The sequence below is a fragment of the Embleya sp. NPDC056575 genome (genome assembly GCF_042793325.1).
GTDB lineage: Bacteria > Actinomycetota > Actinomycetes > Streptomycetales > Streptomycetaceae > Embleya.
In genome coordinates, this window is record NZ_JBHTVA010000008.1 from 35680 (window position 1) to 60753 (window position 25074).

The 25074-nt window shown below is 72.3% G+C and carries 19 protein-coding genes; 12 read left to right on the forward strand and 7 right to left on the reverse strand.

Going from position 1 to position 25074, the window contains the following annotated elements; all coding sequences use genetic code 11:
• Positions 1-53 precede the first annotated feature (53 nt).
• The 4 genes from ACFRCG_RS08085 (at position 54) to ACFRCG_RS08100 (ending at position 3991) form a co-directional block, all read left to right on the forward strand.
• A complete protein-coding gene (locus ACFRCG_RS08085; protein ID WP_380029952.1) occupies positions 54-539 on the forward strand; it encodes a nuclear transport factor 2 family protein in 486 nt (161 codons plus the stop codon).
• The gene (locus tag ACFRCG_RS08090; protein WP_380029953.1) at positions 536-2023 is read left to right on the forward strand and encodes an MFS transporter; all 1488 of its coding nucleotides are present in this window, start codon (positions 536-538) and stop codon (positions 2021-2023) included. The genes ACFRCG_RS08085 and ACFRCG_RS08090 overlap by 4 nt, the downstream gene beginning before the upstream one ends.
• 94 nt (positions 2024-2117) lie before the next feature.
• Entirely contained in the window at positions 2118-3323 is a 1206-nt protein-coding gene (locus ACFRCG_RS08095; protein ID WP_380029954.1) for a sensor histidine kinase, read from the forward strand.
• The gene (locus tag ACFRCG_RS08100; RefSeq protein ID WP_380029955.1) at positions 3320-3991 is read left to right on the forward strand and encodes a response regulator; all 672 of its coding nucleotides are present in this window, start codon (positions 3320-3322) and stop codon (positions 3989-3991) included. The genes ACFRCG_RS08095 and ACFRCG_RS08100 overlap by 4 nt, the downstream gene beginning before the upstream one ends.
• Before the next feature lie 2107 nt (positions 3992-6098).
• Here ACFRCG_RS08100 and ACFRCG_RS08105 read toward each other — a convergent pair.
• A complete protein-coding gene (locus ACFRCG_RS08105; protein ID WP_380029956.1) occupies positions 6099-6860 on the reverse strand; it encodes a DUF4239 domain-containing protein in 762 nt (253 codons plus the stop codon).
• A 148-nt stretch (positions 6861-7008) separates the two neighbouring features.
• On the opposite strand from ACFRCG_RS08105, the gene ACFRCG_RS08110 reads away from it, so the two are divergent.
• A complete protein-coding gene (locus tag ACFRCG_RS08110) occupies positions 7009-7527 on the forward strand; it encodes a hypothetical protein (RefSeq protein WP_380029957.1) in 519 nt (172 codons plus the stop codon).
• Positions 7528-7809: 282 nt separating this feature from the next.
• Here ACFRCG_RS08110 and ACFRCG_RS08115 read toward each other — a convergent pair whose 3' ends face one another.
• Positions 7810-9432 carry an amidohydrolase gene (locus ACFRCG_RS08115; protein ID WP_380029958.1) on the reverse strand — a complete coding sequence of 541 codons (1623 nt, stop codon included), beginning with the start codon at positions 9430-9432 and terminating at the stop codon, positions 7810-7812.
• A 206-nt stretch (positions 9433-9638) separates the two neighbouring features.
• Here ACFRCG_RS08115 and ACFRCG_RS08120 point away from each other — a divergent pair, with 206 nt between their 5' ends.
• The 5 genes from ACFRCG_RS08120 to ACFRCG_RS08140 all read left to right on the forward strand — a co-directional run bounded on the left by ACFRCG_RS08120 (position 9639) and on the right by ACFRCG_RS08140 (position 15877).
• The gene (locus tag ACFRCG_RS08120; protein ID WP_380030095.1) at positions 9639-10610 is read left to right on the forward strand and encodes a FecCD family ABC transporter permease; all 972 of its coding nucleotides are present in this window, start codon (positions 9639-9641) and stop codon (positions 10608-10610) included.
• Positions 10607-11725: a FecCD family ABC transporter permease gene (locus ACFRCG_RS08125; protein WP_380029959.1), complete on the forward strand. Its 1119-nt coding sequence runs from the start codon at positions 10607-10609 to the stop codon at positions 11723-11725. Before ACFRCG_RS08120 ends, ACFRCG_RS08125 begins: the two co-directional genes overlap by 4 nt.
• A complete protein-coding gene (locus tag ACFRCG_RS08130; protein ID WP_380029960.1) occupies positions 11722-12519 on the forward strand; it encodes an ABC transporter ATP-binding protein in 798 nt (265 codons plus the stop codon). The genes ACFRCG_RS08125 and ACFRCG_RS08130 overlap by 4 nt, the downstream gene beginning before the upstream one ends.
• Positions 12520-12596: 77 nt before the next feature.
• Positions 12597-13553: an ABC transporter substrate-binding protein gene (locus tag ACFRCG_RS08135; protein WP_380029961.1), complete on the forward strand. Its 957-nt coding sequence runs from the start codon at positions 12597-12599 to the stop codon at positions 13551-13553.
• Positions 13554-13726: 173 nt separating this feature from the next.
• Positions 13727-15877, forward strand: coding sequence for an ATP-binding protein (locus ACFRCG_RS08140; protein WP_380029962.1), 2151 nt, complete (start codon positions 13727-13729; stop codon positions 15875-15877).
• A gap of 9 nt (positions 15878-15886) precedes the next feature.
• On the opposite strand, the gene ACFRCG_RS08145 is transcribed toward ACFRCG_RS08140, so the two are convergent.
• Together ACFRCG_RS08145 and ACFRCG_RS08150 are read right to left on the reverse strand one after the other, a co-directional pair.
• On the reverse strand, positions 15887-16297 hold the full coding sequence (locus tag ACFRCG_RS08145; protein ID WP_380029963.1) for a hypothetical protein: 411 nt from the start codon (positions 16295-16297) through the stop codon (positions 15887-15889).
• On the reverse strand, positions 16294-17517 hold the full coding sequence (locus ACFRCG_RS08150) for a hypothetical protein (protein WP_380029964.1): 1224 nt from the start codon (positions 17515-17517) through the stop codon (positions 16294-16296). The genes ACFRCG_RS08145 and ACFRCG_RS08150 overlap by 4 nt, the downstream gene beginning before the upstream one ends.
• A gap of 317 nt (positions 17518-17834) precedes the next feature.
• Here ACFRCG_RS08150 and ACFRCG_RS08155 point away from each other — a divergent pair, with 317 nt between their 5' ends.
• Positions 17835-21023, forward strand: coding sequence for a tetratricopeptide repeat protein (locus ACFRCG_RS08155; RefSeq protein ID WP_380029965.1), 3189 nt, complete (start codon positions 17835-17837; stop codon positions 21021-21023).
• 24 nt (positions 21024-21047) lie between these two features.
• On the opposite strand, the gene ACFRCG_RS08160 is transcribed toward ACFRCG_RS08155, so the two are convergent.
• The 3 genes from ACFRCG_RS08160 to ACFRCG_RS08170 all read right to left on the reverse strand — a co-directional run bounded on the left by ACFRCG_RS08160 (position 21048) and on the right by ACFRCG_RS08170 (position 23114).
• Positions 21048-21206, reverse strand: coding sequence for a hypothetical protein (locus ACFRCG_RS08160; RefSeq protein ID WP_380029966.1), 159 nt, complete (start codon positions 21204-21206; stop codon positions 21048-21050).
• Between the two features lie 71 nt (positions 21207-21277).
• On the reverse strand, positions 21278-22144 hold the full coding sequence (locus ACFRCG_RS08165) for a RimK family alpha-L-glutamate ligase (RefSeq protein ID WP_380029967.1): 867 nt from the start codon (positions 22142-22144) through the stop codon (positions 21278-21280).
• Between the two features lie 16 nt (positions 22145-22160).
• The gene (locus ACFRCG_RS08170) at positions 22161-23114 is read right to left on the reverse strand and encodes a RimK family alpha-L-glutamate ligase (protein ID WP_380029968.1); all 954 of its coding nucleotides are present in this window, start codon (positions 23112-23114) and stop codon (positions 22161-22163) included.
• Between the two features lie 1099 nt (positions 23115-24213).
• Between ACFRCG_RS08170 and ACFRCG_RS08175 the strand changes: the two genes are divergently transcribed.
• Entirely contained in the window at positions 24214-25065 is an 852-nt protein-coding gene (locus tag ACFRCG_RS08175; RefSeq protein WP_380029969.1) for an acyl-CoA thioesterase, read from the forward strand.
• Positions 25066-25074 lie beyond the last annotated feature (9 nt).

A 25074-nucleotide genomic window follows, 5' to 3' on the forward strand; every position in this document is an offset into this window, starting at 1 on the left:
GTGTGTCATCCAACTGCTGCCAGCATGCGAACACGGTTGCCGAAAGGGTGGACATGCACGACGACGAGGCGGATTCGCCCGCTGCGCACACGCCGAGCCGACTGCGCGATCGCAGCGAACTCCGCGATGTGGTGCAGACCTACGCACACGGCGCGGACCGCCGCAAGCCCGACCTCGTCGCCTCGATGTTCACCCCCGAGGGCCGGCTGGTGATCCACCGCGACCCCGGATCCACCGAACCCCCCGCGGTACGCGCCGGCCGCGCCGAGATCGCCCGGGCACTGGCGAGCCTGGACCGCTACCTGGTCACCACCCACCTGATCGCCAATCAGCTGATCACCTTCGCCCCCGACGGCGACCGCGCCGACGGCGAGACGTACTGCACCGCGCACCACATCTACGAGTCGGACGGCGTGCGCCGCGACCGGGTGATGTCCATCCGCTACCTGGACACGTTCGCGCGCACCGACGAGGGCTGGCGCATCGAGACCCGCACCCTGCACTGTGACTGGGTCGAGGACCGGCCGCTGACGGCATGAGCACCGATCCGAAGGGGGCCGGGCGCACATCGACCAAACGCCACGGCCCGACCACGATCCTGGTCGCCCTGTCCTTCGCCGCGACCACGATGGCGGTCATGCAGACCGTGGTCTCGCCGATCCTGCCCCAACTGCAGAACCGGCTCGGCGTCTCCAGCTCGGCCATCGCCTGGGTGCTCACCGGCAACCTGCTCGCCTCTGCCGTGGCCACCCCGCTGCTCGGCCGGCTCGGCGACCTGCGCGGGCGCAAACGTTTCCTCTTGTACGCGCTGGCCGCGGTCGCGCTCGGCTCGATCCTGGCCGCGTGCACCACCTCCTACATGATGCTGATCGCCGGGCGCGTACTCCAGGGCATGGGCGGCGGCGTGGTCCCGCTCGCGCTCAGCGTGGTCCGCGACGAGTTCCCCAAGGAACGCTCCGCCGGCAGCATCGCCACCATCGGCGCCACGATCAGCGTCGGCGCCACCTTCGGCTCGGTCAGCACCGGACTGATCGCCGACCGCTGGGACTACCACCTGCTGTTCTGGCTCTCCGCGCTGGTCGCGCTGCTGTCCATGGTCATGGTGTGGCGGGTCGTGCCGGACACCGCCGAGCGGCGGCAGGGCCACGTGGACCTGATCGGCGCGCTGACCCTGTCCGGCTGGCTGGCCGCGCTGCTCGCCGCGGTCAGCACGGGCAGCCGATCCGGGTGGGGCGATCCGCTGGTCGTCGGCGGCCTGGCCCTGGCCGTACTGCTGTTCGCCGCGTGGATCGGCTGGGCCCTGCACCACCCCGAACCCCTGGTCGACCTGCGGGTGATGGCCCGCCGACCGGTCCTGCTCGCCAACCTGTCCGGGATCTTCACGGGCATGGCGATGTACGGCTCGTCGCTGCTGTTCCCGCCGTTCATCCAGGCGCCGTCGGCGCTCGGCTACGGCTTCGGCAAGTCGGTCCTGATCGCGGGCCTGATCATGCTCCCCGGCACCCTCGGCAACCTGGCCGCCGCACCGGTCGCCGCCCGGATGACCAATCGACACGGCCCCAAACCGGCACTGGTCCTGGGGCCGGTGCTCAGCGGCACGGCGTTCGCCCTGCTGCTGCCGCTGCACGGGCACTGGTGGGCGTTCTCGATGGTCGGCGTGCTGTTCGGGTTCGGCCTGGGACTGGCCTTCTCGGCGATGCCGGCACTGATCAACGACCACGTGCCGGCGGACATGACCGGGGTGGCCAACGGGATGAACGCGGTGCTGCGCACGGTCGGCGGCGCGACCGGGACGGCGGTACTCGGCGCGATCCTGAGCGCGAGCCCGGCGGGCGCGGCCACGGCCCGGGCGGCGGGCGTCGCCCACGCGCCGGGGTTGACGGGCTACCTGGTCTGCTTCGGCGTGCTCGGGGCGGGTTGCCTCCTGGCGGCCGCGCTGGCCTGGTCGATCCCGGGAGCGCGGCGGAGCGTACGAGGGGCGCCTGCGGTGGTGGAGCCGGATCGGGTGGAGGCGGGGCGGTAGCGGCCCGACGGCCGGCGAACGACCGACCAAAGTCGATGGCGGCGTCGACTCCCGGTCACTGCCGGAGTGCCGACGGCGCTGCCTAGGCTGCAGTGTGCTCACCAGCCACGTCACCCCAACCGCCCCCGGCGCGCGCCCTACCGGTCTCGTCCGCGGCCTCGTCCCGCAACGCACCCGCCGCCAATGGAACGTCGACCTCGGCTACGCGCTCGGCGCCCTCGGACTCGGCTCGCTGATCCTCACGACCGCCCTCCAGGACCCCAACCCGCCGAACATGCTGCTCGAGATCATCCTCGGCAGCGTCATGTTCGTGGCCATGCTGTTGCTGCGCCGCAGCCGACCGACCGGGCTCGCGGTGACCTGGATACTCGTCGGCTTCTTCTCGGCCGCGCTCACCGGATCCGCGCCGGTGGCCCTGCTCAGCCTGGCGATCCACCGCCCCTGGCGGGTCGTCGCGTCCGTCGCCGCCCTGGACATCACCCTCGTCACCGGCACATTCTGGGTGGGCGCCGAATCGGCCCGCGCCTACTGGACGTCGGTCCTGGCCATCACGCTGCTGATCACCACCGCCGTGGCCACCGGCATGCTGATCCGTTCCCAACACGAATTGACCGCGTCCTGGCGCGAGCGCGCCCGGCAGGCCGAGGAGGGCCAGCGGCTGCGCGTGGAGGAGGCCCGCCACCTCGAACGCGAGCGGCTGGCCCGGGAGATGCACGACGTGCTCGCGCACCGGATCTCGCTGCTCGCGATCCACGCGGGCGCGCTGGAGTACCGGGCCGGCGCCTCGCCGGAGGAGGCCCGCGCCGCCGAGGTGATCCGCCAATGCGCGTTCGAGGCGCTGGAGGACCTGCGCGAGGTGATCGGCGTCCTGCGGGCCCACCCCGACGACGACGGCGAGCCCGAGCGGCCCCAGCCCGTGCTGAACGACCTGCCCGCGCTGATCGAGGAATCGAGACTGGCCGGCGCGACCGTCGACCTGGACCTGGCCGACCTGCCGTCGGTGTCGGGACGCACCGGCCGGCACGCGTACCGGATCGTCCAGGAGGGGCTGACCAACGCCCGCAAACACGCCCCCGGCGCCCGGGTCCGGGTCGTGGTCGCCCCCGCCCCCGACGACGGCCTCGCCATCGAGGTGGTCAACCGCCTCCCCCACGGCCACCGCCCCACCGCCATCCCCGGCGCGGGCGCGGGCCTGATCGGCCTGCGCGAACGCGTCGCCCTGGTCGGCGGCCGCCTCGACCACGGCCCCACCACCGATGGGGACTTCAGCCTGCGCGTGTGGCTACCGTTGGCCAAGTGAAAAGCACCGACGGCTGTGTCCGGGTCCTCGTCGTCGACGACGACGCGCTGGTTCGAGCCGGACTGTCCATGATGTTGTCCGGGCTGCCGGACATCCGCGTCGTCGGCGAGGTGTCCGACGGCGCCGACGTGCTCGGCGCGGTCGACGAACACCGGCCCGACGTGGTGCTGATGGACATCCGGATGCCCCGAGTGGACGGCCTGGCCGCCACCGCGACCCTACGAGCCCGCCCCGAGGCGCCGGAGGTGATCGTGATGACGACCTTCGACACCGACGACCACATCCTCAAGGCGATGCGGGCCGGCGCCGGCGGCTTCCTGCTCAAGCACACCCCGCCCCCGGACATCGTCGAGGCCATCCGCCGCGTCGCGGCCGGCGAACCGATGCTCTCCCCCGACGTGCTGCGCCGCATGATGACCTACGTCGCCGCAACGACCATCGACCCCCGCCGAACCCGAGCCCAATCCGCCCTCGCCCACCTGAGCGACGGCGAACGCGCCGTAGCCACGCTGGTCGGCAAGGGCCACACGAACGCCGAAATCGGCAAGGAACTCTCCATCAGCATCGCCACGGTCAAGGCCTACGTCTCCCGACTACTCACCAAGCTTGATCTCAACAACCGCGTACAGATCGCGTTGCTGGTACACGACGCATCAAACGACACGTAGCGCAACCGACACGGGGCGCGGGGCGGGGGGCGGGTGGGGTGGGTGGTTGGGGCGGGGTGGGTGGTTGGGGCGGGGCAGGGTGTGCGGCGGGCGGTCGGGTCGAGTGCGCAAGGACGCCTTCCCGAGTGGGTCGGGTGTTCCCGGCGGGAGTTGCGCTTGTGGCGGCGGGTGGCTGGTGCGGGGTTGGTCTGAGTCGGTGATGGGCCGCCGCCGGCGTGCGGGGCTCCGAGACCTGGGGCTTCCGGCGAGACGGGGGTGTTACTCGGCGAAAACCGACCAGCAGCGGCGAGCAGGGAGGGCGCTCGGGTCAAGTCCGCCGGGTGACCTTCCCGAGTGAGTCGGGCGGTTCCGGCATCTGTTGCGCCTTGGTTGCGGATGGCTGATGCGGGGCCGGTCAGAGTCGGTGGTGAGCCGCCGCCAGCGTGCGGGGCTCCGAGACCCGAAGCTCGTGACGAGACGGGCGTGTTGGTTGGCGGAAAACCGGCCGGCAGCGGCGGGGCGGGAGGGTGGCCGGGTCGGGTTTCCCGGGCGGCCTTCCCGAGTGGGTCGGCTGGTTTCCGGCGGGGGTTGCGCTTCGGCTTCGGAGGCCCGGTCCGGGGCCGGTCAGAGTCGGTGGTGGGCCGCCGCCGGCGTGCGGGGCTCCAAACCTTCGGGCTCCCGACGAGACGAGGGTGTTGCTCGGCGAAAACCGGCCGGCAGCGGCGGGGAGGGAGGGGGCTCGGGTCAGGGCTGCCGGGGAGGCATCCCAGACGGGTCGGGTAATTTCGGCGGCTGGTGCGTGGCTTTGGTTCACGAAACCGGATCCCGTGGGGTGTCGCAGCCTTTGGGGGAGAGAAAACCGCAGGTCAGCGTTGCTGGATTTGGTTTGCGGGTGCCTCGGGATCCGGTTTCGACCTCCACTGGGCACTTTCGGTCTCCTCGACGGCCTTTGTAAGGGCGCAGCACGCGAAGTCAACTTCGACTGCGCAGTTTCGACCCCACAGCGGCGTCAAGGGCGTCGGAGCGCACGAAACCGGCACTCGACGCCCGACTGTGCCCCTCGACTCCGCAAAACCGCAGGTCACCGAAGCTCGAAGCCCGAAACCACGCACCGCGATCCGGTTGCGAACCCCAACCCCTCTCCAAACGCCCCCAACCGCCCCGACCCACTCGGGAAGGCCCCCGGCGGACTCGACCCGACCACCCTCCCCGCCCCGCTGCCGGCCGGTTTTCCGCCGACCAACACACCCGTCTCGTCGGGGGCTTCGGGTCTCCGAGCCCCGCACGCCGGCGGCGGCCCACCACCGACTCTGACCAGCCCCGCACCAGCCGGCCGCAACCCCAAGAACGACTCTCGCCGAAGACACGCAACCCACTCGGGAAACGCCCCGGCAGCCCTGACCCGAGCGCCCTCCCTGCCCGCCGCTGCAGGTCGGTTTTCCGCCGACCAACACGCCCATCTCGTCGCGAGCTTCGGGTCTCGGAGCCCCGCACGCCGGCGGCGGCCCACCACCGACTCAGACCAGCCCCGCATCAGCCACCCGCAACCAAAGACGCAACCTCCGCCGAAAACACCCGGCCCACCCGGGAAGGCCACCCGGAAAACTCGACCGGACCGCCCTCCCTGCCCGCCGCTGCAGGCCGGTTTTCGGTAAGCAACACGCCTGCCTCGTCGCGAGCTTCGGGTCTCGGAGCCCCGCACGCCGGCGGCGGGCCCACCACCGACTCAGACCAACCCCGCACCAGCCACCCGCAACCCGTGTCGCAACCCCGGCCGAAAACACTCGACCCACTCGGAAAGGCGCCTCGGCGGACTCAGCCCGGCCACCCTCCCGCCCCGCCGCTGCCGGCCGGTTTTCCGCCGACCAACACGCCCATCTCGTCGCGAGCTTCGGGTCTCGGAGCCCCGCACGCCGGCGGCGGCCCACCACCGACTCTGGCCGGCCCCGGACCAGCCGGCCGCAACCAACGGCGCAGCGGCCGCCGAAAGCACCCCCGCCCACTCGGGAATCCGATCGGCGTCGCGTGCTCGGCGCGAAAGTCGCCGCGCCGGGGTGGTCCTGGTCCTGTTCGGGGGACCCGGCGGAACCAATGGGCCCGTTATCAGGGCCCTCCTCCCCCTCCGCCGTTACTTCGCCCCCGGGAACAACGACACGAACGCGTCAGAGGCTGCCGTCATCCCCTGCCCGAAGGGGGCGTCCAGGTCCCAGATCAGGAACAGCAGGAACGCGATCAACGCACTGAACAAGCCCGCAACGATCAACTCCGGCGCGGATCTGCGGATCTGCAGCGTGAAGATCATCCCGACGGTGACGATCGCCCCGGTGAGCAGGCCGAACCACACCAGCCCCGGCATCGACGCGCCCGCCTGCCCACCCCGCGCCTGCCGTGCGTCGTCCGCGATCGCGATCTGGTCCAGGATCGGCTGGTACATCTGCGTTTCCTGGTCGCCCTGCGGCGCGTAGTCCGTCACCTCGTTGCGTACGGTCGCGAACAGCTGCGAAGCGCGCGGGGACAACTCGCCGTGGTCGGCCATATAGCCCCACTCGTTCTTGACCACGTACTTCACGTAGGCGTCGATGTCCGCTCGGATCTGATCGCGCACCTGCGGCGGATAGACCCGAACCCGCTCACTGACCTCGTGCAACGCCTGCGCCTCGTGCCGCACTTCGTCCTCGGCCGCGCTCCGCCCCTCCCACACGGCGGCGATCGCGAGGCCGAGCACGATCGCGTAGACGACGCCGATCATCATCGTCATGTATTCGAGCACGTCCGGCGTGGCCGACGGGTCGTCGTCGTCCGGCAACCGCCGCTGCTTGAGCACGACGACGGAGAGGACGACCGCGCACACCGCGACCATCGCGAGCGCCAGTACAACCCAATGCGTCACGGATGACCTCCGGGGCAAAAAAGGCAAGGGATCCAGGGAGTCGGAAGTCGGGGAGGCGGCAAACTCGGCGCCTCGGCCGCGCTCGGCGCCTCAGCCGTGCCCGCCGCCACCGCCACCGGATCCGCGCGCCCCCGCCCGACCGCGCGGCTTGAGCGCCGCACCGGCCAAAATCGCGGGCGCGGTGATCAGCAACGTCGTGGTGACGAGCGAGTTCCCCCGCACCGGAGGCGGCGCCGGAGCCGGTCGCGCCAACGGCCGCCGCACCGCGATCGGTTGCAGCGGCGGCGGGGCCGCCACGGGCGGGGTCGTCGGCGGCGGCGTGGTCGGCGGCGGTGGTGGCGTCGTCCGCACCGGAGGCGGCGTGGCCTTGGGTACGACCACCGCCATCGGCGTCGCGCGCTCCACCGGCGGAGCCGGCGTGGTCCGCACCGGCGTCGGCTTCGTCGGAGGCGGCGTCGGCTTGGGCGTGGTGGGCCTGGGCGTCGTGGGTGTCGGCTTGGGGCTGGACGTGGGCCGGCAGGACCCGTTGCGCAACAACCGGAAATCGACCGTGAGCCCGATCCCCCCGGTCGGCGGCCCGGTGGCCGGCGTCACATCGACCCGAACGCTCGCCCCGGGCGACCCACCGATCGAAACGCACACATCCACATGCGTGCCGGGCGTATGACCCCCACCGGCACCCGACCCCGACCCCGCCCACGCGACACTCGCCGGAGCGGCCAACAAGGCCCCCGCCCCGACCACGCACCCCCACCGGCGCGCCCGACCCCATGCGCTCATGGCAGCGATCGTCTCGTCAAATCATCGGCTTTGGCCCGAATGGCCCTTCAATTCACTCGAACGGGTCATCCACCAACCAAATATGCACAGCCATCCGAAAGTTACCCAACAATCGGTGGGTTGGAGGAGCGGGAATCGTAAAGGAAAAGGGCAAAGGTGGGCGAACCGCTCAGTACGTCCGCGTCCCCGCCAGCCACGTCCCCCGCACCGCGACCTCCCGCAGCGTCATCGGATCCACCCCGCGCGGATCCGCGCTCAACCACACCACATCGGCCACCGCGCCCACCACGAGACCCCGCCGGTCGTCCGCGAACGCCTGATGGGCGACCCCGTCGGTATACGCGTCCAGCGCCTGATCCACCGTCAACCGCTCGTGCGGCGCCCACCCCTGCTCCGGCGCGCCCTCGAACGTCCGTCGCGTGACCGCGACTTGGATGCCCTCCATCGGCCGGTGCGAACTCACCGGCCAGTCGCTGCCGAACGACACCGGCGCGCCCGAGTCGAGCAGGCCGCGCATCGGGTATTGCCTTCCGCCCCGCTCAGCGCCCACGCGCGGAATCGACAACTCCACTTGCAGCGGGTCGAGTTGAGCCCACAGCGGCTCGAAGTTGGCGATCACCCCGAGCCGGCCGAACCGGGCCAGGTCGGCCGGGTCGACGATCTGCACGTGTGCGATCACCGGCCGCCGGTCCCATTCCGGGTTGGCCGTCGCGGCGGCCTCGATCGCGTCGAGCGCGGCGCGCACCCCGGCGTCGCCGATCGCGTGGATGTGTACCTGGAACCCGTCCGCGTCGAACGCGGTGACCGCCGCGGCCAACGCGGCCGGCGCCCACACCGGCATCCCACAACTGTGCGGCGCGTCGCAGTACGGCGCCAACATCGCCGCCGTGCCGCCCTCGATCACCCCGTCGGCGAAGAACTTCACCGTCCGCGCGGACAACAGCGGCCCGCCCTCGGCCGCCACCGTCGCCCGCGCCGTGACGAACTCGGCCCGCTGCGCACGCCAACGATCCGGATCGGCCCGGAACGCCAGGTTGGCCCGGAACGCCAACGCGCCGCGCCGTGACGCCTCGACATAGGCCGGCACCATCTCCGGTTCCACCCAGGCGTCCTGAACCCACGTCAGCCCCGCGCTCGCGTACGCCTCGCCGGCCACCCGCAGTGCGTCCACCAGTTCGTCCAGCGGACGGCCCGGCACCCGATCCAGCACCAGGTCGCACGCGTGCCACTCGCGCAGCGTGCCCATCGGCGAGCCGTCCGGGCGCCGGACGATCCAGCCCAGTCGCGGCTCCGGCGTCGCGTCGCCGACCCCGGCCCGGCGCAGCGCCTCGGAGTTGCACCACACCGTGTGATAGTCGTACGCCCGCAACACCACCGGCCGGTCGGCCACCGCCGCGTCCAGCCAGCGGGCGTCGAACTCGCCGTCGGGGACCAGGGTCGGGTCGTAACTGGCGCCGACGATCCATTCCTCGTCCGGGTGCTCGGCGGCCCAGCGCCCCACCTCGGCGGCGATCGCCTCGACACCGGTCAGCCCCTTGATCCGCGGCCCGAAGTGTTCGAGCCCGCCGAAGAGGGGGTGTGCGTGTCCGTCCCCGAACGCCGGGAGCAGCAGGCCGTCGCCGAGGTCGACGATCTCGTCGGCCACCGCCGCGAGGGCGAGCGCATCCGCACCCAGCGCCACGACCCGGCCGTCCCGCACCGCCAGCGCGTCGGTGTCGCCCGAGCCCGAGCCGGTGCCCGTACACGTGCCCGTGCCGGTGCGGATGGTGCCGCGGAACAGCGTCGTGGTCATGACGCTCACTCCTAGGCGTTCACACCGCTCGACGCAACCCCTCGCCCGCGATCCGCGCACGCGTCGGCGCAGTCGCGCGGCGACCCTGCGTGAGACCCGCGCCGAACCCGCCCCCCGCCTGGGCCGGACATATTAGGCCAGCCTAACCTGCTCCAGTGAACGTCCTCCCGACGCGGGGTCGAACGACGCGGCGCCGAGCCCTCCTGATGGTCTCGGTGCTGCTCGTGTTGGCCGCCGCGTGTCTGCTCAGCCTCGCCGTGGGCAGTCGCGGCATCGCCCCGAGCGTGGTGCTCGACGCGCTCGTGCACGGCGGCGACTCCACCGACGCCATCGTGGTGAACTCGATGCGGGTGCCGCGTACCGTCGTGGCCCTGCTCGTCGGCGCGTCCCTCGGCATCGCCGGCGCCTGCATGCAGGGGCTGACCCGCAATCCGATCGCCGAGCCCGGGATCCTGGGCATCAGTACCGGCGCCGCCGCCGGCGTGGTGACCGCGATCGCGGTGTTCGGGGTGAGCAGCCTGACCGGCTACGTCTGGTTCGGCTTCGCCGGTGCGCTGTGCACGGGAGTACTGGTGTACGCGGTCGCGGCGCGGGGGCGCGGCGGTGCCACGCCGGTGAAGCTGGCGCTGTCCGGGCAGGCCCTGGCGGCCACGCTCGGCGCGGTGATCACCATGGTGCTGACCACCGATCAGGGCACCCTGGACCAGTACCGGTTCTGGCTGGTCGGCTCGCTGTCCGGGCGTACCGACGAGGTGGCCTGGCAGATGGTGCCGTTCTTCGGCGTGGGCGTGCTCCTGGTGGCGGTCACCGCGCGCGGTCTGGACGCGCTCGCGCTCGGCGACGACGTGGCCAAGGGCCTGGGCCACAAGGTCAACCGGATCCGGGTGCTCGGCGGCCTCGGCGCGACCGTGCTGACCGGCGTCGCGGTGGCCGCGACCGGCCCGATCTCCTTCGTCGGCCTGGCCGTTCCGCACGCCGCCCGGGCCCTGGTGGGCACCGATCACCGGTGGGTGCTGGCGATGTCCGCGCTGCTCGCGCCGATCCTGTTGCTGGTCGCCGACGTGCTGGGGCGGGTCCTGTTCCCGCCCGCCGAGGTCGAGGTGGGCGCGATGACCGCGCTGATCGGCGTGCCGATCCTGGTCGCGCTGGTGCGCCGCAAGCCGGTGGTGTCCGGATGAAGCAGCCGAGCGTGCAGAGCAACCCGAGCCGCCGGAGCGGCCCGGGCCACCCGAGCCGGCCGAACCGCCCCGGCCACCCGAGTTACCGCCCCTACGGTCACCTCCTGGTCCGTCGCCCCGGCTTCTCCCTCCTCCTGCATCGCCGTTCCGTCGTCGTGACCGGCATCGTGGCCCTGCTGCTCGCCGCCGGATTCCTGCTCAGCCTCTGTGTGGGCGAGCGCTTCATCCTCCCCGGCGACGTGCTCAAGGTGCTCGTCGGCGCCGACGACAGCTTCGTGGTCGAGACGTTGCGGCTGCCGCGCGCCACCGTCGGGCTCCTGGTCGGGTTGTCCTTCGGCATCGCCGGCGCGCTGATCCAGACCGTGGCGCGCAACCCGCTGGCCAGCCCGGACGTGATCGGCGTCTCGCACGGGGCCGCCGCGGCCGTGGTGTTCGGCCTGGTCTTCGGCTACGGCGGGCCCACCGCGACCCCGCTCACCGCCGTGGCGGGCGGCACCATCGCCGCCTTCCTGGTGTACGTGCTGGCCTGGCGTCGCGGGCTGAACGCGCAGCGGTTCGTGCTGATCGGCGTGGGCGTGTCGGTGGCCCTGTACTCGGTCACCAACCTGCTCCTCACCAAAGCCGACGTCGTCCTCGCCCAGCAGGCCAAGGTGTGGATGTCGGGCAGCCTGAACGGGCGCGGCTGGTCCCAGGGCGAGCCGCTGTTGTGGGTGTTGCTCGCGCTGACCCCGGCGATCGTGTGGGCCGCGCGGGCGTCGCGGTCGGCCGGGTTCGACGACGACACCGCGATCGCCCTCGGCATCCGGCTGGGCCGGATCAGGCTCGGCCTGGTCGTGGTCGGCGTGTTGCTCGCGTCGGTGGCCACCGGGGCCGCCGGGCCGGTGGACTTCGTCGCCCTGGTGGCGCCGCAGGTGGCCCGCCGGCTGACCCGAACCCCGCAGGTGCCGCTGGTGTGTTCGGCGCTGCTCGGCGCGCTGATCGTGGTGATCGCGGACATCGGCGCACGAATGCTGATCTCCGACGCCGAGTTGCCGGTGGGCGTGCTCACCGCCGCGGTCGGCGGCCCGTACCTGCTGTGGATGTTGACCCGATCCCGTTCCGGAGGCGCCTCGTGACCACCCATCAGCTCGCCGCGCGGGAGCTCACCCTGGGCTACGAGGACCGGATCGTGGTCCGCGACCTGGACCTGGACGTGCCCGTGGGCAGGGTCACCGTGGTGGTCGGCCCGAACGCCTGTGGCAAATCCACCCTGTTGCGCTCGCTCGGCCGGCTGCTCAAGCCGGTCGGCGGCAGCGTGCTACTCGACGGCGCGGCGCTTCGCGACCTGCCCACCCGGGAAATCGCCCGGCGGATCGGCGTGTTGCCGCAGAGCCCGGTGCCGCCGGAGGGCATCACCGTCGCCGACCTGGTCGCGCGCGGCCGGCAGCCGTACCAGCGCTGGTGGCAGCAGTGGTCGGACGAGGACGAGGACGTGGTGGCCGACGCGATGCGGCGCACCGACGTGGTCGAACTCGCCGACCGCTACGTGGACGAACTCTCCGGCGGGCAGCGCCAGCGGGTGTGGATCGCGATGGCGCTCGCCCAGGGCACCGGGATCCTGCTGCTGGACGAGCCGACCACGTTCCTCGACATCGCCCACCAGGTGGAGGTGCTCGACCTGGTCCGCGAGCTCAACGTCACGCGCGAGCGCACGGTGGTCGCCGTGCTGCACGACCTCAACCAGGCGTGCCGCTACGCGGATCACCTGATCGCGATGCGCTCCGGCACGATCGTGGCGCAGGGTGCGCCGGGCGAGATCGTCACCGCCGATCTGGTCGGCGAGGTCTTCGGGCTCGACTGTGTGGTCATCCCCTGCCCGGTGACGGGTGCGCCGATGGTGGTTCCGGGGCAACCCCGAAAGATCGGGTAGCGAACGCGCTTCCCGTTCGGCCCGCCGGTCGTGCGCGATCACGGTCGCCGCCCGCCTCCGTTCTTCGAGGAGTTCCGATGAGATCCGCCTCCCTGTCCCGCGTCGCCGCCGCCCTGGGCGTGGTCGCCGCGCTCGTCCTGACCGGGTGCTCCGCCGAGGGCGCCGACGGCGGCAAGGGCACCGAGTCCGGCTCGGCCGACACCCGCGAGGTGCGCACCGCCAAGGGCGTGGTCAAGGTCCCCGTCGCGCCGAAGCGTGTGGTCACCCTCGACATGGGCGAGTTGGACACCGCACTCACCCTGGGCGTCAAACCCGTGGGTTCGGTGGTGGGCAGTCCCGGCGCCGGGTTCCCGAGGTATCACGGCGACAAGACGGCGGGGATCAAGGAGGTCGGCGCGATCGGGGCGCCCAACCTGGAGGTGATCGAGTCGCTGAAGCCGGATCTGATCCTGGGCAGCCTGGTCCGCGACGCCGATCGTTACGACGCGCTGAGCCGGATCGCCCCGGTGGTCTTCTCCGAGCAGGCCGGCACCCAGTGGCGGCAGAACTTCCTGCTCGACGCCGACGCGTTGAACAAGAAGGCCGAGGGCGACCGGGTGGTGGCCGCTTTCACCGCGCGGGCCAAGGCGTTGGGCAGCGCGCAGGGCGACCCGGGCGCGGTGAAGGTGAGCGTGTTGCGCTTCGTCGCGGGCCAGAACCGGCTGTACGGGAAGGCCACGTTCGTCGGCACGGTCCTGAGCGAGATCGGCCTGGGCCGCCCGACCGCGCAGAACGTCGACACCTTCATGGTCGAGGTGAGCGCCGAGCGCATCGAACAGGCGGACGGGGACGTGATCTTCGTGGCCACGTACGGTCCGAAGGACAAGACCGACCACGACAAGGTCACCGGCGGCCCGCTGTGGAGGACGCTGAGCGCGGTCAAGGCCGGTCGGGCGCACGAGGTGGACGACGAATACTGGATGGTCGGCACCGGATACACGGCCGCCGACCGTGTCCTGACCGATCTGGAACGGCTGCTGCCGAAGCGCGGTTGAGGCCACGCGAGGGCGGATGTCGATTCCCGGATACCGGGAACGAAGCCCCGCGAACCCGTGCGAAATGTTTCGCGATCTCGTCCGGCGACAAACATCCACTGTGCCCGCCCGTCCGCCGGGGCCGGATTCGGCCATGCGTACGGGCGGTTTCGGCCGCTACGAACGGGGGGTCCGTGTCGGGCGTCGACGATCGGCACGCGAACGGCCCGTCGCCGGGGGCGGTGGGCAGCCACAACGAACTGGGCGGGACGGTACACGGACCCAGCGTGCAGGCGGGCACGGTACACGGGGGCATCCACGTGTCCATCGGCCCCGCTGGCCCCGCCGACGCCGCCGTGGTGCCGTGGCAACTGCCGCCGGCCCCGCCGATGGTCGATCGGGTGCGCGAACTGGACGCGCTGGATCGGCTGTGCGCGGCCGGGACGCGGCTGGTGTTGCTAGGCGGGCAGCCCGGGGTCGGCAAGACCACGCTCGCGCTGACCTGGCTGCGTCGACCGCACGCCGCGTTTCCCGACGGCCGGCTGTACGCCGATCTGCGCGGCCACGGGGGCGAACGCCCGGCCCTGCCGAGCGAGATCGTCGGCGGCTTCCTGCGCGGGCTCGGGGTCCCGGCGGATCGGGTGCCACGTGACCCGGCCGAACAACTCGGGCTGTACCGCTCGTTGACGGAGGGCCGCCGACTGGCGGTGTTGCTCGACGACGCGACGACCGCCGCCCAGGTCCGCCCGCTGCTGCCGGCCGGCGCCAACCTCACCGTGGTCACCAGTCGCGGCCGGTTGTCGGGGCTGCTGGTGAACGGCGGTGTGCCGGTACCGCTGGAACCGCTCGACCACGCCGCCGCGGTGCAGCTCCTGGCCGAGACGATGAACGACGACCGGGTCCGGGAGCAACCGGCCGAGGCCGCCGAGTTGGTCGAGCTGTGTGCCCGACTCCCGCTCGCGGTCCGGGTGGCCGCCGCCCGGCTGGCGTCGCGGCCGACCCGGCCGATCACCACGATGGTGCGCGCCCTGGCCGACGAGCGCGGGCGCCTGGACGCGTTGGCCCTGGACGGCGACCACACCGTGCGCGCCGCGTTGGACGTCTCGTACCGCGAGTTGCCGGACGCGGCGGCGCGGCTGTATCGCGGACTCGGTGTGCATCCGGGCCCGGACTTCGGGCCGGTGGTGGCGACGGCGGTACTGGGGACCCGGGAGGTGAACGGGCCGCCGGCCGTGCTGGAGGACCTGCTCGATCGTAATCTGCTCACCGAGACCGCCGACGAGCGTTACCGATTCCACGACCTGATCCGACTACACGCGGTGGACAAGATGTCCGAACGCTCGGGCTCCGAACGCACAGAGGCACTGCGCGCGATCCTGGACCACTACCTGGCCACGGCCACCCGGGCGGAGGAACTGCTCGAACCCCAACACCGGTCACTGGCCCGGGACTACGCGAGCACGAAGGTGCCTCGGGTCGACTTCGCCGACGGCCCGGAGGCGTTGGCCTGGTTGGAGCGACAGCGGGTCACCCTGATCGCCGCGGTCCGCACCGCCGCGACCGCCGAACTGCACAGCGTGGTCTGGCAGTTGACCGACGCGCTGTGGCCGCTGTTCCTGCGCGGCAAGTACTTCGAGGATGCCCGCGCGGCGCACGAGTTGGGTCTGGAGGCGGCCCGCGCCTGTGCCGATCCGGCGGCGGAATCGCGGATGTTGACCTCGGGCGGGTTGTGCGAACTGGACTGCGGCGGACATCTCCGGGCGTTGGAGATGTTCGCCGCCGCGACCGAGGTGTGCGCCGGGTCCGGCGACGCGGTGGGGGCGGCCAGGGCGCGCAACTACACCGGTCTGGCGCTGCTGGGCCTGGATCGACCGGACGAGGCCGACGAGGCGTTTCGCGAGGCCGAGGTCCGGTGTCTGGCCCTCGGCGACCCGCGTCCCGCCGCGTTGGCCCGCTTCAATCGGGGGGATGTGGCGCTGCGCGCGGGCCGGGCCGCCGACGCGATCGCCCACGCCGAGGCGGCACACGCCGGCCTTGAGCGGGTCGGCGACGGGTACAACGCCGCGCGGGCGCGGGCCCTGATCGGCCGCGGGCTGGTGGCCGACGGCCGACCCGATCGGGCGGATCCGCATCTGCTCGCCGCGCTCGGGGTGTTGCGCGGACACAACGCGAGCGTGGAGGTGGCGCACGTGCTCACCGCGCTGGGCGAATCCGCCGAGCGACAGGGGCGAGCCGCCGAGGCCCGGGACCGGTACGGCGAGGCGTTGGGCCTGCTGGACGCGGTGCGGGCCCCGGCGGCCGAGACGGTACGCGCGCGGTTGCGCGGCCTCGATCCGCCGGGGTGACGGTCCGGCTCAGCCCGGACCCGCCGCGCCGAGGACGGTCAACGCGTGCAGGATCGACGCGTAGCGCGGCCAGGGCGGATCGGCCTCGCCGCGCCGTACCCGCCCCGGCGACGCCGCACCGATCCGAACCAGGGCCAGGTTCGGCCCGCGGACGATCAGCGTGACCAGGGCCCCGGGATGCGCCGCCGCCAGCTCCCGGTCCCGCTCCCCCAGTCCCGCCCACGACCGCCGCCCACCCTCGGCGACCACCAACACATCGGCCACCCCCGCGCGGGGCGACGGCAGTTCGACCCGCACGTGCTCGTCGACCACGGTCCGGCCGTCACCGCCTCGCACCACCACGGTCACCGCGACCGCCCCGGCCCCGGCCGGCCGGACCGGGGACGGATCCGGGCCCCCGCCCGGCACGCACCCCGTCATCGCGGTGTCCCCGGCAGGTCGGCGATCCGCACCCTCGGGCGCGCGGCCGGGGCCTTGAGCTTGAGGTGACGGTAGATCAGGTGGCGCATGTTTCCCGCGAAGGCCCCGGGCTGGGAGGTGATCCGCGCGGCCACCCGGGCGTAGTCCGCCCGCCGGTGGTCCGCCGGGATGCGGGACAACTGGGCGAGCATCGAGCGCCGGTGCCGGATCCGCGGCGCGAAGCGCGCCAGGTCGCCCAGCGGGGAGGCCGGATCGATGTCCGCCCGGGGGTAGGTCGCCAGTGCCACCGGTGCGTCGGTGGCGGTGGCGTACAGGCTCAGTGAACCGTGATCGCCGACCACGCAGTCCGCGGAGACCAGCACGCCCCGCCAGTCGTCCTCCGGCGGGATCAGCACCAGGCCGTCCCGCAACGCCTCGGCCAGCCAGGACCGCACCTGCCAGGCGCCGTGGCCGCTCCATACGTTCGGGTGCATCAGCGCGGTCACCCGGTAGCCGTCCCGGGGCAGTTCGGTGGTCATCCGGTGCAGCAGTTCGGGGGTGCGGCCGAGCAGCGAGTTGCCGCCCCATGTGGAGGTGACCACGATGTGCCGCTGGCCGGGCGCGATCCGCAGCGCGTCGCGATAGCGCGCCCGGTGCGCCCGACTGGCCAGCAGGCAGTCGTAGTTGGGATCTCCCGCCACCACGGCGGCGCGCACCGCCTCGGGGCAGGTCGTGCCGAGCCGGGCCAATTCCTCGGCGTGCGCGAGCAGGATGGTGGCCGGCACCAACCGGCCGTCCCGGATCAGATCCTGCGGGGCCAGCCCGTACGTCCCCCGGGCGGCCACCATCCGTCCGCCGCGCGGCGCGGGGACCAGCTTGTTGTGCCCCGCGCCGTGCGCCATCACGATCACGGGCGCGTCGAGTTCGGCCAGTCCCTCGTGCCCCGCCGCCAACGCGAGGTCGAAACGCATGTCCACGGCCCGGTGCCACGGCACCGTGGTGGCGCCGAGCCGGTCCAGGAACTCGGCGACTCCCGAGGTGAAGATCGTCGGTGCCATCGTGAAGAAGACCTGGACCCGCAGGTCTCCTTCGAGCAGACCGACCGCGTCGATCAGGCGTTGTCCCGACGTGACGTTGTGCACCACGACCAGAACCCCCCGCTCCGCCGATCGGGTCGTCCACCGTGCCGCGTCCGGTCGGACCGGTACGGGTCTGGGCTCGCTGCCGGACAGGATCGTCATTCGCGCCTCCATGAGCATCGTCACCACCGGACGGGCCCCGTTCCCCCGTGGCCGAGCGGATCTGTGGGGTCGAAACGGCCGTTGCCGCCGACAACCGGGACATCCCCGACCGGTGGGGTGAATTCCTTGCAGGTTGCCGGCAGTCACGTGGCATCACCCGTGCGCAACCGGAACGCCCTCTTGCGGATGGGCGATTTCCGGACGGATCGGGGCCGTCGTCTTCTGGTGGCCCTGTGGCAGGACGTGCCACAGTTGTCACACGACACCTCGGCACCGGGCGCGTTGGCCAGGAGGGACTGGGGCGGGGGGATAACGCGGTGCTATCGATCCGGGCACTGGGCCCGATGGAACTGTGGGTGGACGACGCCCGACAGCCCCTGGGATCGATCAAGGAACGATGCGTGCTGGCCGTGCTGTTGGGCGCGGAAGGCGCCGCGGTCTCCACCGACGCGATGATCGCCCGGGTGTGGGACGACGAGCCGCCGCCCACGTCCTTGGACACGCTGCGCACGTATGTGTCCCGGCTGCGGCGGCGTCTGCGCGCCACCGGCCACGCGAGCCGTCTGTCCTCGGATTCCCGGACGTATCGGCTCCAGGTGGATCCCGAGGAGGTCGACTTCCGCCGCTTTCGGCTGCTGCGCGAACGGGCCAACGACACCGAGGATCCGGCGTCGGCCGCGGAGGTGTTGCGCGAGGCCGAACGCCTATGGCGCGGTCAGCCGTTCGCCGGGCTGCCCGGGTTGTGGATCGAATCGATCCGGTGCGGCCTCGAGGAGCAGCGCCGACAGATCCGTGAGCGACGTGTTCACCTGGAGCTCGCACTCGGCCGTCATGCCGAAGTCGTCGTCGAGTTACGCGACTTGGCCGCGCAACATCCGGTCGCCGAGCCGGTGGTGGCCGATTTGATGCTCGCGCTGTACCGGTGCGGGCGCTACGGCGAGGCTTTGGAGACCTATCGCCGCACCCGGGCCCGACTGAGCAACGAGTTGGGCGCCGATCCGGGGCCGGATCTGGAGCGGCTGCATACCCGGTTGTTGCGCCGGGATCCGGCGCTGGCCATCCCCGCCGGGGTGTCCGGTGGGTCCGTGACGCGCGAGGCCCTGCCCGAGCGGCCGGCGCCGAGCGCGCCCGACACGCTGCTGCGGGACACCCGGCACTTCATCGGTCGCCGCGCCGAGTTGGCCCAGTTGTTGCGCGAGGACGAGGTCGGGACGGCGTTGCCGGTCACGGTGATCTCCGGCCTCGCCGGGGTGGGCAAGACCTGTCTGGCGATCCATGCCTCGCACCTGATGCGGGCGAACTATCCGGACGGGCGCCTGTATCTGCACCTGCACGCACACGACGCGCACGAGTCGCCGATCGAACCGGCCGAGGCACTGGGCTCGTTGCTGAGCGAGATGGGTGTGCCGAGCGCGCAGCTGGCGGCCACGCCCGATCTGCGGGCGGCGCAGTGGCGGCGGACCATGGCCGATCGGCGGGCGTTGATCGTGCTCGACGACGTCCGCGACGCCGCGCAGGTGCGGCTGTTGTTGCCGGGCAGTCCGCGCTGCCGGGTCCTGGTGACCAGTCGGCGCCGGCTCACCGATCTCGAAGGCGCGCGCTCGTTGTCCCTGCGGGTGCCGAACGCGGCGGACGCGGCGGCCCTGTTCACCCGGATCGCCGAGGAGTCCCGGGAGTTGGCCGAGGCGGATCACGCGCCGGTCGCCGAGATCGTGAAACGGTGCGGGAATCACCCGCTGGCCGTCCAGCTCACCGCGAATCGTTTTCGTCATCGCGCGGGGCGGGTGCACGATCTGGCGACCCGACTGGCCGAGGCACCGCGCACATTGGATGTGATCGACGCGCCGCCGGGCATCTCGATGGCGTTCAACCTGTCCTATACGGAACTGGGTTCGGTCGCGCGGCTCGTCTTCCGGCGTCTCGCGCTGCATCCGGGACCGGATGTCGGCCGGGCCGCGGCGGTGGCGATATGTGGCCTCGGGGCCGATCAAGTCGGTTACGGCATAGACGAGTTGGTGGAATCGCATCTCCTGGAGGAACCGGCGCACGATCGATATCGCTTCCACGACCTCGTGCACGACTTCGCGCTGCACACGGCGTACCGCGAGGAGTCCGCGCCCGAGCGGGTGGAGGCGGTCACACGGGTCCTCGATCTGTATCTGGATCTCGCCGATCGCGCGGACCGGCTGGCCTATCCGCACGGGCGCCGATCGGGCCTGGTTCCGGCACCCGCGCGGCGCACGGAAATCCCGTTCGAGACGCCCGAGGAGGCCGAGGAGTGGTTGGATCGGGAGCGGTTCAACCTGATCGCGGCGGCACGGCCGGTCACGGGCGTGGCGTCCGACCACGCACGTCACCTCGCCGAGGTGTTGGCTCGGTCGCTGCTGAAGTGGGGTTCGTGGGGGCTCGCGCGCGATCTGTACTCCGCAGCCCTCGACCAGTGGCGCGCGTGCGGCCCGGGCCGGGCGCGGGCCGCGACGCACCTGTTGATCGAACGGGCGTCGATCCAGTGGCGGTTGGGCGACCACGAGGCCGCGTTCCTGGACGCGAGCGAGGCGCTCACGCTCGCCGAGGGCGCGAAGGATCGGCGCGGCCGGGCCGAGGCGTTGGCCGAGATCGGCGCCACACACCTGCGGGCGGGCCGTTTCCAGGACGCCGAGGATCACCTCGATCGGGCCCTGGAGATACATCGGGAGATCGACGGTCCGCATGGCCGGGCCGGAATTCTGCTGCATCTCGGTGTGCTGAACGGCCATTTGCGGAAATACGATCGGGCGACGGGTCTGCTGCTCGCGGCGCGGGACATCTATGAGCGGTTGGGCGAGCGGCGCGAATTGGTGAAGGTGCTCAACAACGTCGGCGAGATCTTTCTGCTGCGGGATGATCTGGACAATGCGGAGCGGTATTACCTGGAATCACTGGAGGCGGCTCGTCAAAGCAATGCGCGGGCCGAATACGCGATCCTCATGAACAATCTCGGTCAGGTGGAACTGGCACGCGGGAATCCGCTCGTCGCGTTGCGTCGTTACGCGCAGGCGCTGCACGTCTACGGGCAGATCAGCGATCTGCGCTCCGAGGCGGACACCCGGATCAACGTCGGTCTCGCGCATCTGGCGATGCGCGACCCCGGCGAGGCGCTCGCGCACTTCGCCCGGGGGCGCGAGATCGCCGAGCGGATCGGCGACCGGTTGCACCGACAGCGGGCCGCCGCGGGCTTCGCGCAGGCGTACTCCGACCTGGGCGATGTGGTCGAGGCGCGGGCGGAGTACCGCACGAGTGCGGACCTGGCCCGCGGGATGGGCACGGCGCTGGAGGAGGCGCGGGCGCTGGCCGGGCTGGCTCGCACGACCGAGGCGATCGACGGCGCGGCCGCCGCCCGTGCGCACTGGTCGTCCGCGCTGGCGGGCTACGAGCGCCTGGGGACGGCCGGCTCGTCCGCCTCGGCCGAGGCGGACGAGGCCAGGGCCGCCCTGCGCCGCATCGAGCGCACCGACGGTGAGGCCTGAGGGGGTTGGCGGGGGGCGGTGGGTTCAGGCGAGGAGCAGGAGCAGGGTGGACGGCTCCAGGTAGTCGCCGGCGCCCATCATGAAGGTCGCAAAGAAGTCAAAAAACGGCATGGTGCAGCCTTTCCCGCAAAAGGTTGGGGCGGAATCCGCCGAATCGGCGACGGATCCGTAACCTATCGGCACGCCCGCGATCTTCGCAGTCGATTGACGCAGTCGACGCGCACCGTCTTCGACACGTGTGCAGTGGCCGGGGATCAGCGGACGGGTTTCGCCCGTTCCACGCGCATTGCACGGGTCGGACGGGAGGCGGACAACTCCGCCTCGGCCGACATTCGGGTACGCGGCGGCATTCCGGATCGGGTGGCCAATTCCGCCAGGGCCTCGGGCGCGCCGCGCATGTCGCGCATGCCGGGGAAGGCGTTCACGTCGATGATCGACGGGACGCCGTCGACCTCCAGGATGTCCACGCCGTAGACGTCGAGACCGAACGCCCCGCCCACCCGGCGGGCGAGCGCGGCCCAGCCGGTCGGCAGGTCCGGCGGGGCGATCGGCTTGGTCTCGGCGGGGCCGTCGAGCGCGGTGCGGCGCAGGCCCGCGAAGACGTGCCCGTCGACCACCCACAACTTGTGATCCCAGCCGCCGTTGTCGACGAACACCTGGGCCACGATGGGCTCGTCGGGCCACTCCCGGGCCAGCGCCCGCAGCGCCGGCTCATCGTCGACCCGGGCCACCAGGTCGTCCCTGCGGCTGTGTCGGCTCTTCACCATCAACGGGAACGCCGGTCCGGCATCGAGCAGTTCGGCGGGCGAGGCGAAGGCGGTGGTGTCCGGGAACGGCAGTTCGGCGGCCCAGGCGAGTTCGGCCATCCGGACCCGGTCCTGGCAGGCGCGGGTGGCCGCCGCCGAGTTGAGCACCCGCGCACCGTGCCGCTCGGCTCGTTCGGCGAACGCGAGCGCCCGGGCGGTACGGGCCTTGAGCAGGTAGACGTCGGCGGTGATCGGGTGATCGGCGGTGACGGTGTCGGGGTCGACCGCGACGACCTCGTGACGCGGCGTCAACAGGACGCGCGTGTCCGCGAGAAGCGGGTGGTCGGGGCGGTCGGTGACGAGGCAGATCCGCACGTGTGCACGCGCCCCGTCAGCCGACGTACGCGGCCGGCGCGGCGTCCACGATCGGGCTCGCGGCGGCACGGGCGGGGGTGACCACGGACCTGGCGCGCAGCGGCGGACGCACGGCGGTGACCGAGCCGGTGGCGTGGGCCGCCCCGGCGCCGACGCCGGTGCCTCCGGCCGCGAGGTCGAGAACCGCGCGGGCGACTCGGGCGACGCCGTCGGGCACGCACCGGAAGCTGGGGAAGTCGTTGACGTCCACGACCATCGGGCCGTCCGGCCCCTCGATGATGTCGACCCCGAACAGGTCGAGGCCGAAGGTGGCGCCGATTCGCTGCATCAGCGCGGCCGTTCCGGGCGGCAGCGGCACCCGGCTCTCCCGGACCGGCTGCTGCGGATGCAGCGGCGAGCGGCGCACGGTCGCGTGCAGCTCGCCGGCGACGGAGTACACCTTCAGGTCCTGCCCGGAATTGGGTACGTATTCCTGGGCCAACAACGGTCCTTCGTCGACCAGTTCGGCGGCCAGGCCGGCCAGGTCCTCGGGGCCGGACACCAGGTGCACGGCCCGGCCCGAGCTGCCGTCGGCGGGCTTGACCACGAGCGGGTAGCGGTCGGCGGGGATCGCGCCGAGCAGGTCCGGGATCGCGGCGAACCAGGTGTCCGGCATGGGCAGCCCGTGCGCGCGCGCGATCACCGCGGCCACCGCCTTGTCCCGGACCGACCGGATCGAACGCGCGTCGTTGATCGTGGTGAGCCCGAGCGCCGCCGCGGCCTCCAGCAGACCCAGCCCCGGGCCGCCGGAGACGGTCTTGAGCACCCACGCGTCGTGCGAGCCGGCCCGGATCACGTCGGACAGGCCGATCAGCGAGCTGCCGGGACGCACGATGTCGACGTGGTGTCCCCACGCGTCGAGCTGTCGGATCACGTCGAGCGGCATGCCGTCATGGCGGTAGTGCTCCTCGACCAGGAAGGCCAGTTTCATCGATTTCCCCCCGGGACGGCCGCCGTTCCCCCATCCGGCAGAACTTTGACGGCACAGCATGCCACGCGTGCCGCGGACGACCGGCACACACCCCACCAAACTCCGCACGTGACCACCATCATGGGCCATTTGGGGGACGATTCCTCATCGCCCCAGACTAGAGAGGAATCCCGCCCTCCGCTCGCCCCCCGGCATAGAGCAGGTCAAACCCCACACAGCCGAACCACCCACTGTCCGATTCGCGCAAAAGGGGACGGTCGGCGGCATGAACGGGTGACGCGCCAGGCCCCGGCCGTCGACGTGGCGGTTGATCTCGGCGCCGGCCCGGTTCGCGACGTCGAGCGTGCCCAGGGCCTCGGCCGACCGGTCCCGACGGTGCGCCGACCGGCGCAATGACGTCCTCACCGCGCGAGAGCTTCCAGGCGACGGCGATCCGTACCACCCTCGCGCCCTTGGCCTCGGCGATCGCACCGACGCTCTCGTGGCGTCGGGGCTCGGGGGTACGTCAGGGTGAGCGGTATCGGCGACCGCGACGGTCACGCAGGTCGCGGACGTGTGGACGCCACCCCGCGGGCGCCCGCCAGGGCGGTGTGATGATCGCAACGGTCGTGATCACCACACCCGGTGGCCCTCGCCGAGACGGCATGGGGATCAATAGGGCATCGGACGCCCGGATGGTGTGCGCAGATCCGCCGGCGGCTGCGGCCGCGGGGAAACGGGGCGTTTGACGATCCTGATCCGTGTCATGGCCGCGTCCTCCTGGTCGTTCCCGGTCCGGCGCAGAGGCCGCGGTGTACGCGACGCGCGCCACCTGCTCCTTCGATACCCACCCGGACGCCCCGAACCCTCCGCCGACGGCGAACAACCCGTCACTTTGCCCGCCGCGACCCCAATTCCCCGGCCCGGAGGGCGAAATCGGGCCGTCGGACCGGGTCGGCGACACGCTCCAGCGGCCGGATCGAGGCAACTCGACCGCGCGGGGACGCAGTTCGTGCAGCCCCGCGCCGGCGAACCGCGTACGACCCCCGAACCGACCCGGTGGCGCGCCCATGGATATAGTGAGTTGGGATTTCCAACCCAGTTGTCGGGAGGTGCCGGTATGGAGCAGGCGGGGACGGCGGTGGCCCAGGCGACCCCCTCGTCGGTGCGCGAGTTCACCGTGGACCGGTCGTGGTGGTCGTGGGAGGGCGCGCACGGCGGGAGCCTGGCGGCACTCGCGCTGGAGGCGATGCGGGACGACGTGGTCGCGCGGTCGGGCGTGGATCGATCCGCGCGGACGATCAACGCGCACTTCCTCAGGCCGGTGGACGAGCGCCCGTTCCGGCTGACCGGCACGGTGGAGCATGCCGGCCGGGGCAGTTCGGTCGCCTCGTTCCGCGCCGCGCAGGAGGGTGCCCCGGTGCTGTTCGGCTCGGCCGTCTTCGGCGCCCGGCGTCCCGGGCCGAACGAGGCCGGCTCCCCCGCGCCCACCGTGCCGCCGCCGGACCACTGCGACCCGTTCGCCCTGCCGGCGGGTTTGGTCGCGTTCGCGGGGCACCTGGAGATCCGCCCGGCCGGGCCGAACCTCCCGCTCTCCGGCGCCGCCGACCCGGAGTTGCTCGCGTGGATCCGGTTCGCCGACCGGCGCGCACTGGACGCGGCGGCCGTGGTGATCCTGGCGGACGCCCTGCCGCCCGCGCTGTTCGCCCGGTGGACCCGGCCCAGGGCGGCGCCGTCGGCCGAGCTGACGGTGCACTTCGGCGACGCACTGGACGACGGCCCGGTGTCCGGCTGGGCGCTGGTCCGGATGCGTACCGAGCACGCCGGCAACGGCTGGGCCCTGGACGACAGCGCGGTATGGACGGCGGACGGGCGCCTGCTCGCCCTGGGCCGCCAGGCCCGCCGGGTCCTGGCCGATCGGGGCGCACCGGATCCGGCCGGCGGGCGTACCCCACCGCCGCGGTCCCGTTGAACGCCGAGA

Excerpts from the sequence above, each read along its gene's own strand:
- ACFRCG_RS08085 (WP_380029952.1), top strand. The coding sequence starts at position 54 with ATGCACGACGACGAGGCGGATTCGCCCGCTGCGCACACGCCGAGCCGA.
- ACFRCG_RS08090 (WP_380029953.1), top strand. The coding sequence starts at position 536 with ATGAGCACCGATCCGAAGGGGGCCGGGCGCACATCGACCAAACGCCAC.
- ACFRCG_RS08115 (WP_380029958.1), bottom strand. The coding sequence starts at position 9,432 with ATGACCACGACGCTGTTCCGCGGCACCATCCGCACCGGCACGGGCACG.
- ACFRCG_RS08120 (WP_380030095.1), top strand. The coding sequence starts at position 9,639 with ATGGTCTCGGTGCTGCTCGTGTTGGCCGCCGCGTGTCTGCTCAGCCTC.
- ACFRCG_RS08125 (WP_380029959.1), top strand. The coding sequence starts at position 10,607 with ATGAAGCAGCCGAGCGTGCAGAGCAACCCGAGCCGCCGGAGCGGCCCG.
- ACFRCG_RS08135 (WP_380029961.1), top strand. The coding sequence starts at position 12,597 with ATGAGATCCGCCTCCCTGTCCCGCGTCGCCGCCGCCCTGGGCGTGGTC.
- ACFRCG_RS08145 (WP_380029963.1), bottom strand. The coding sequence starts at position 16,297 with ATGACGGGGTGCGTGCCGGGCGGGGGCCCGGATCCGTCCCCGGTCCGG.
- ACFRCG_RS08150 (WP_380029964.1), bottom strand. The coding sequence starts at position 17,517 with ATGACGATCCTGTCCGGCAGCGAGCCCAGACCCGTACCGGTCCGACCG.
- ACFRCG_RS08170 (WP_380029968.1), bottom strand. The coding sequence starts at position 23,114 with ATGAAACTGGCCTTCCTGGTCGAGGAGCACTACCGCCATGACGGCATG.
- ACFRCG_RS08175 (WP_380029969.1), top strand. The coding sequence starts at position 24,214 with ATGGAGCAGGCGGGGACGGCGGTGGCCCAGGCGACCCCCTCGTCGGTG.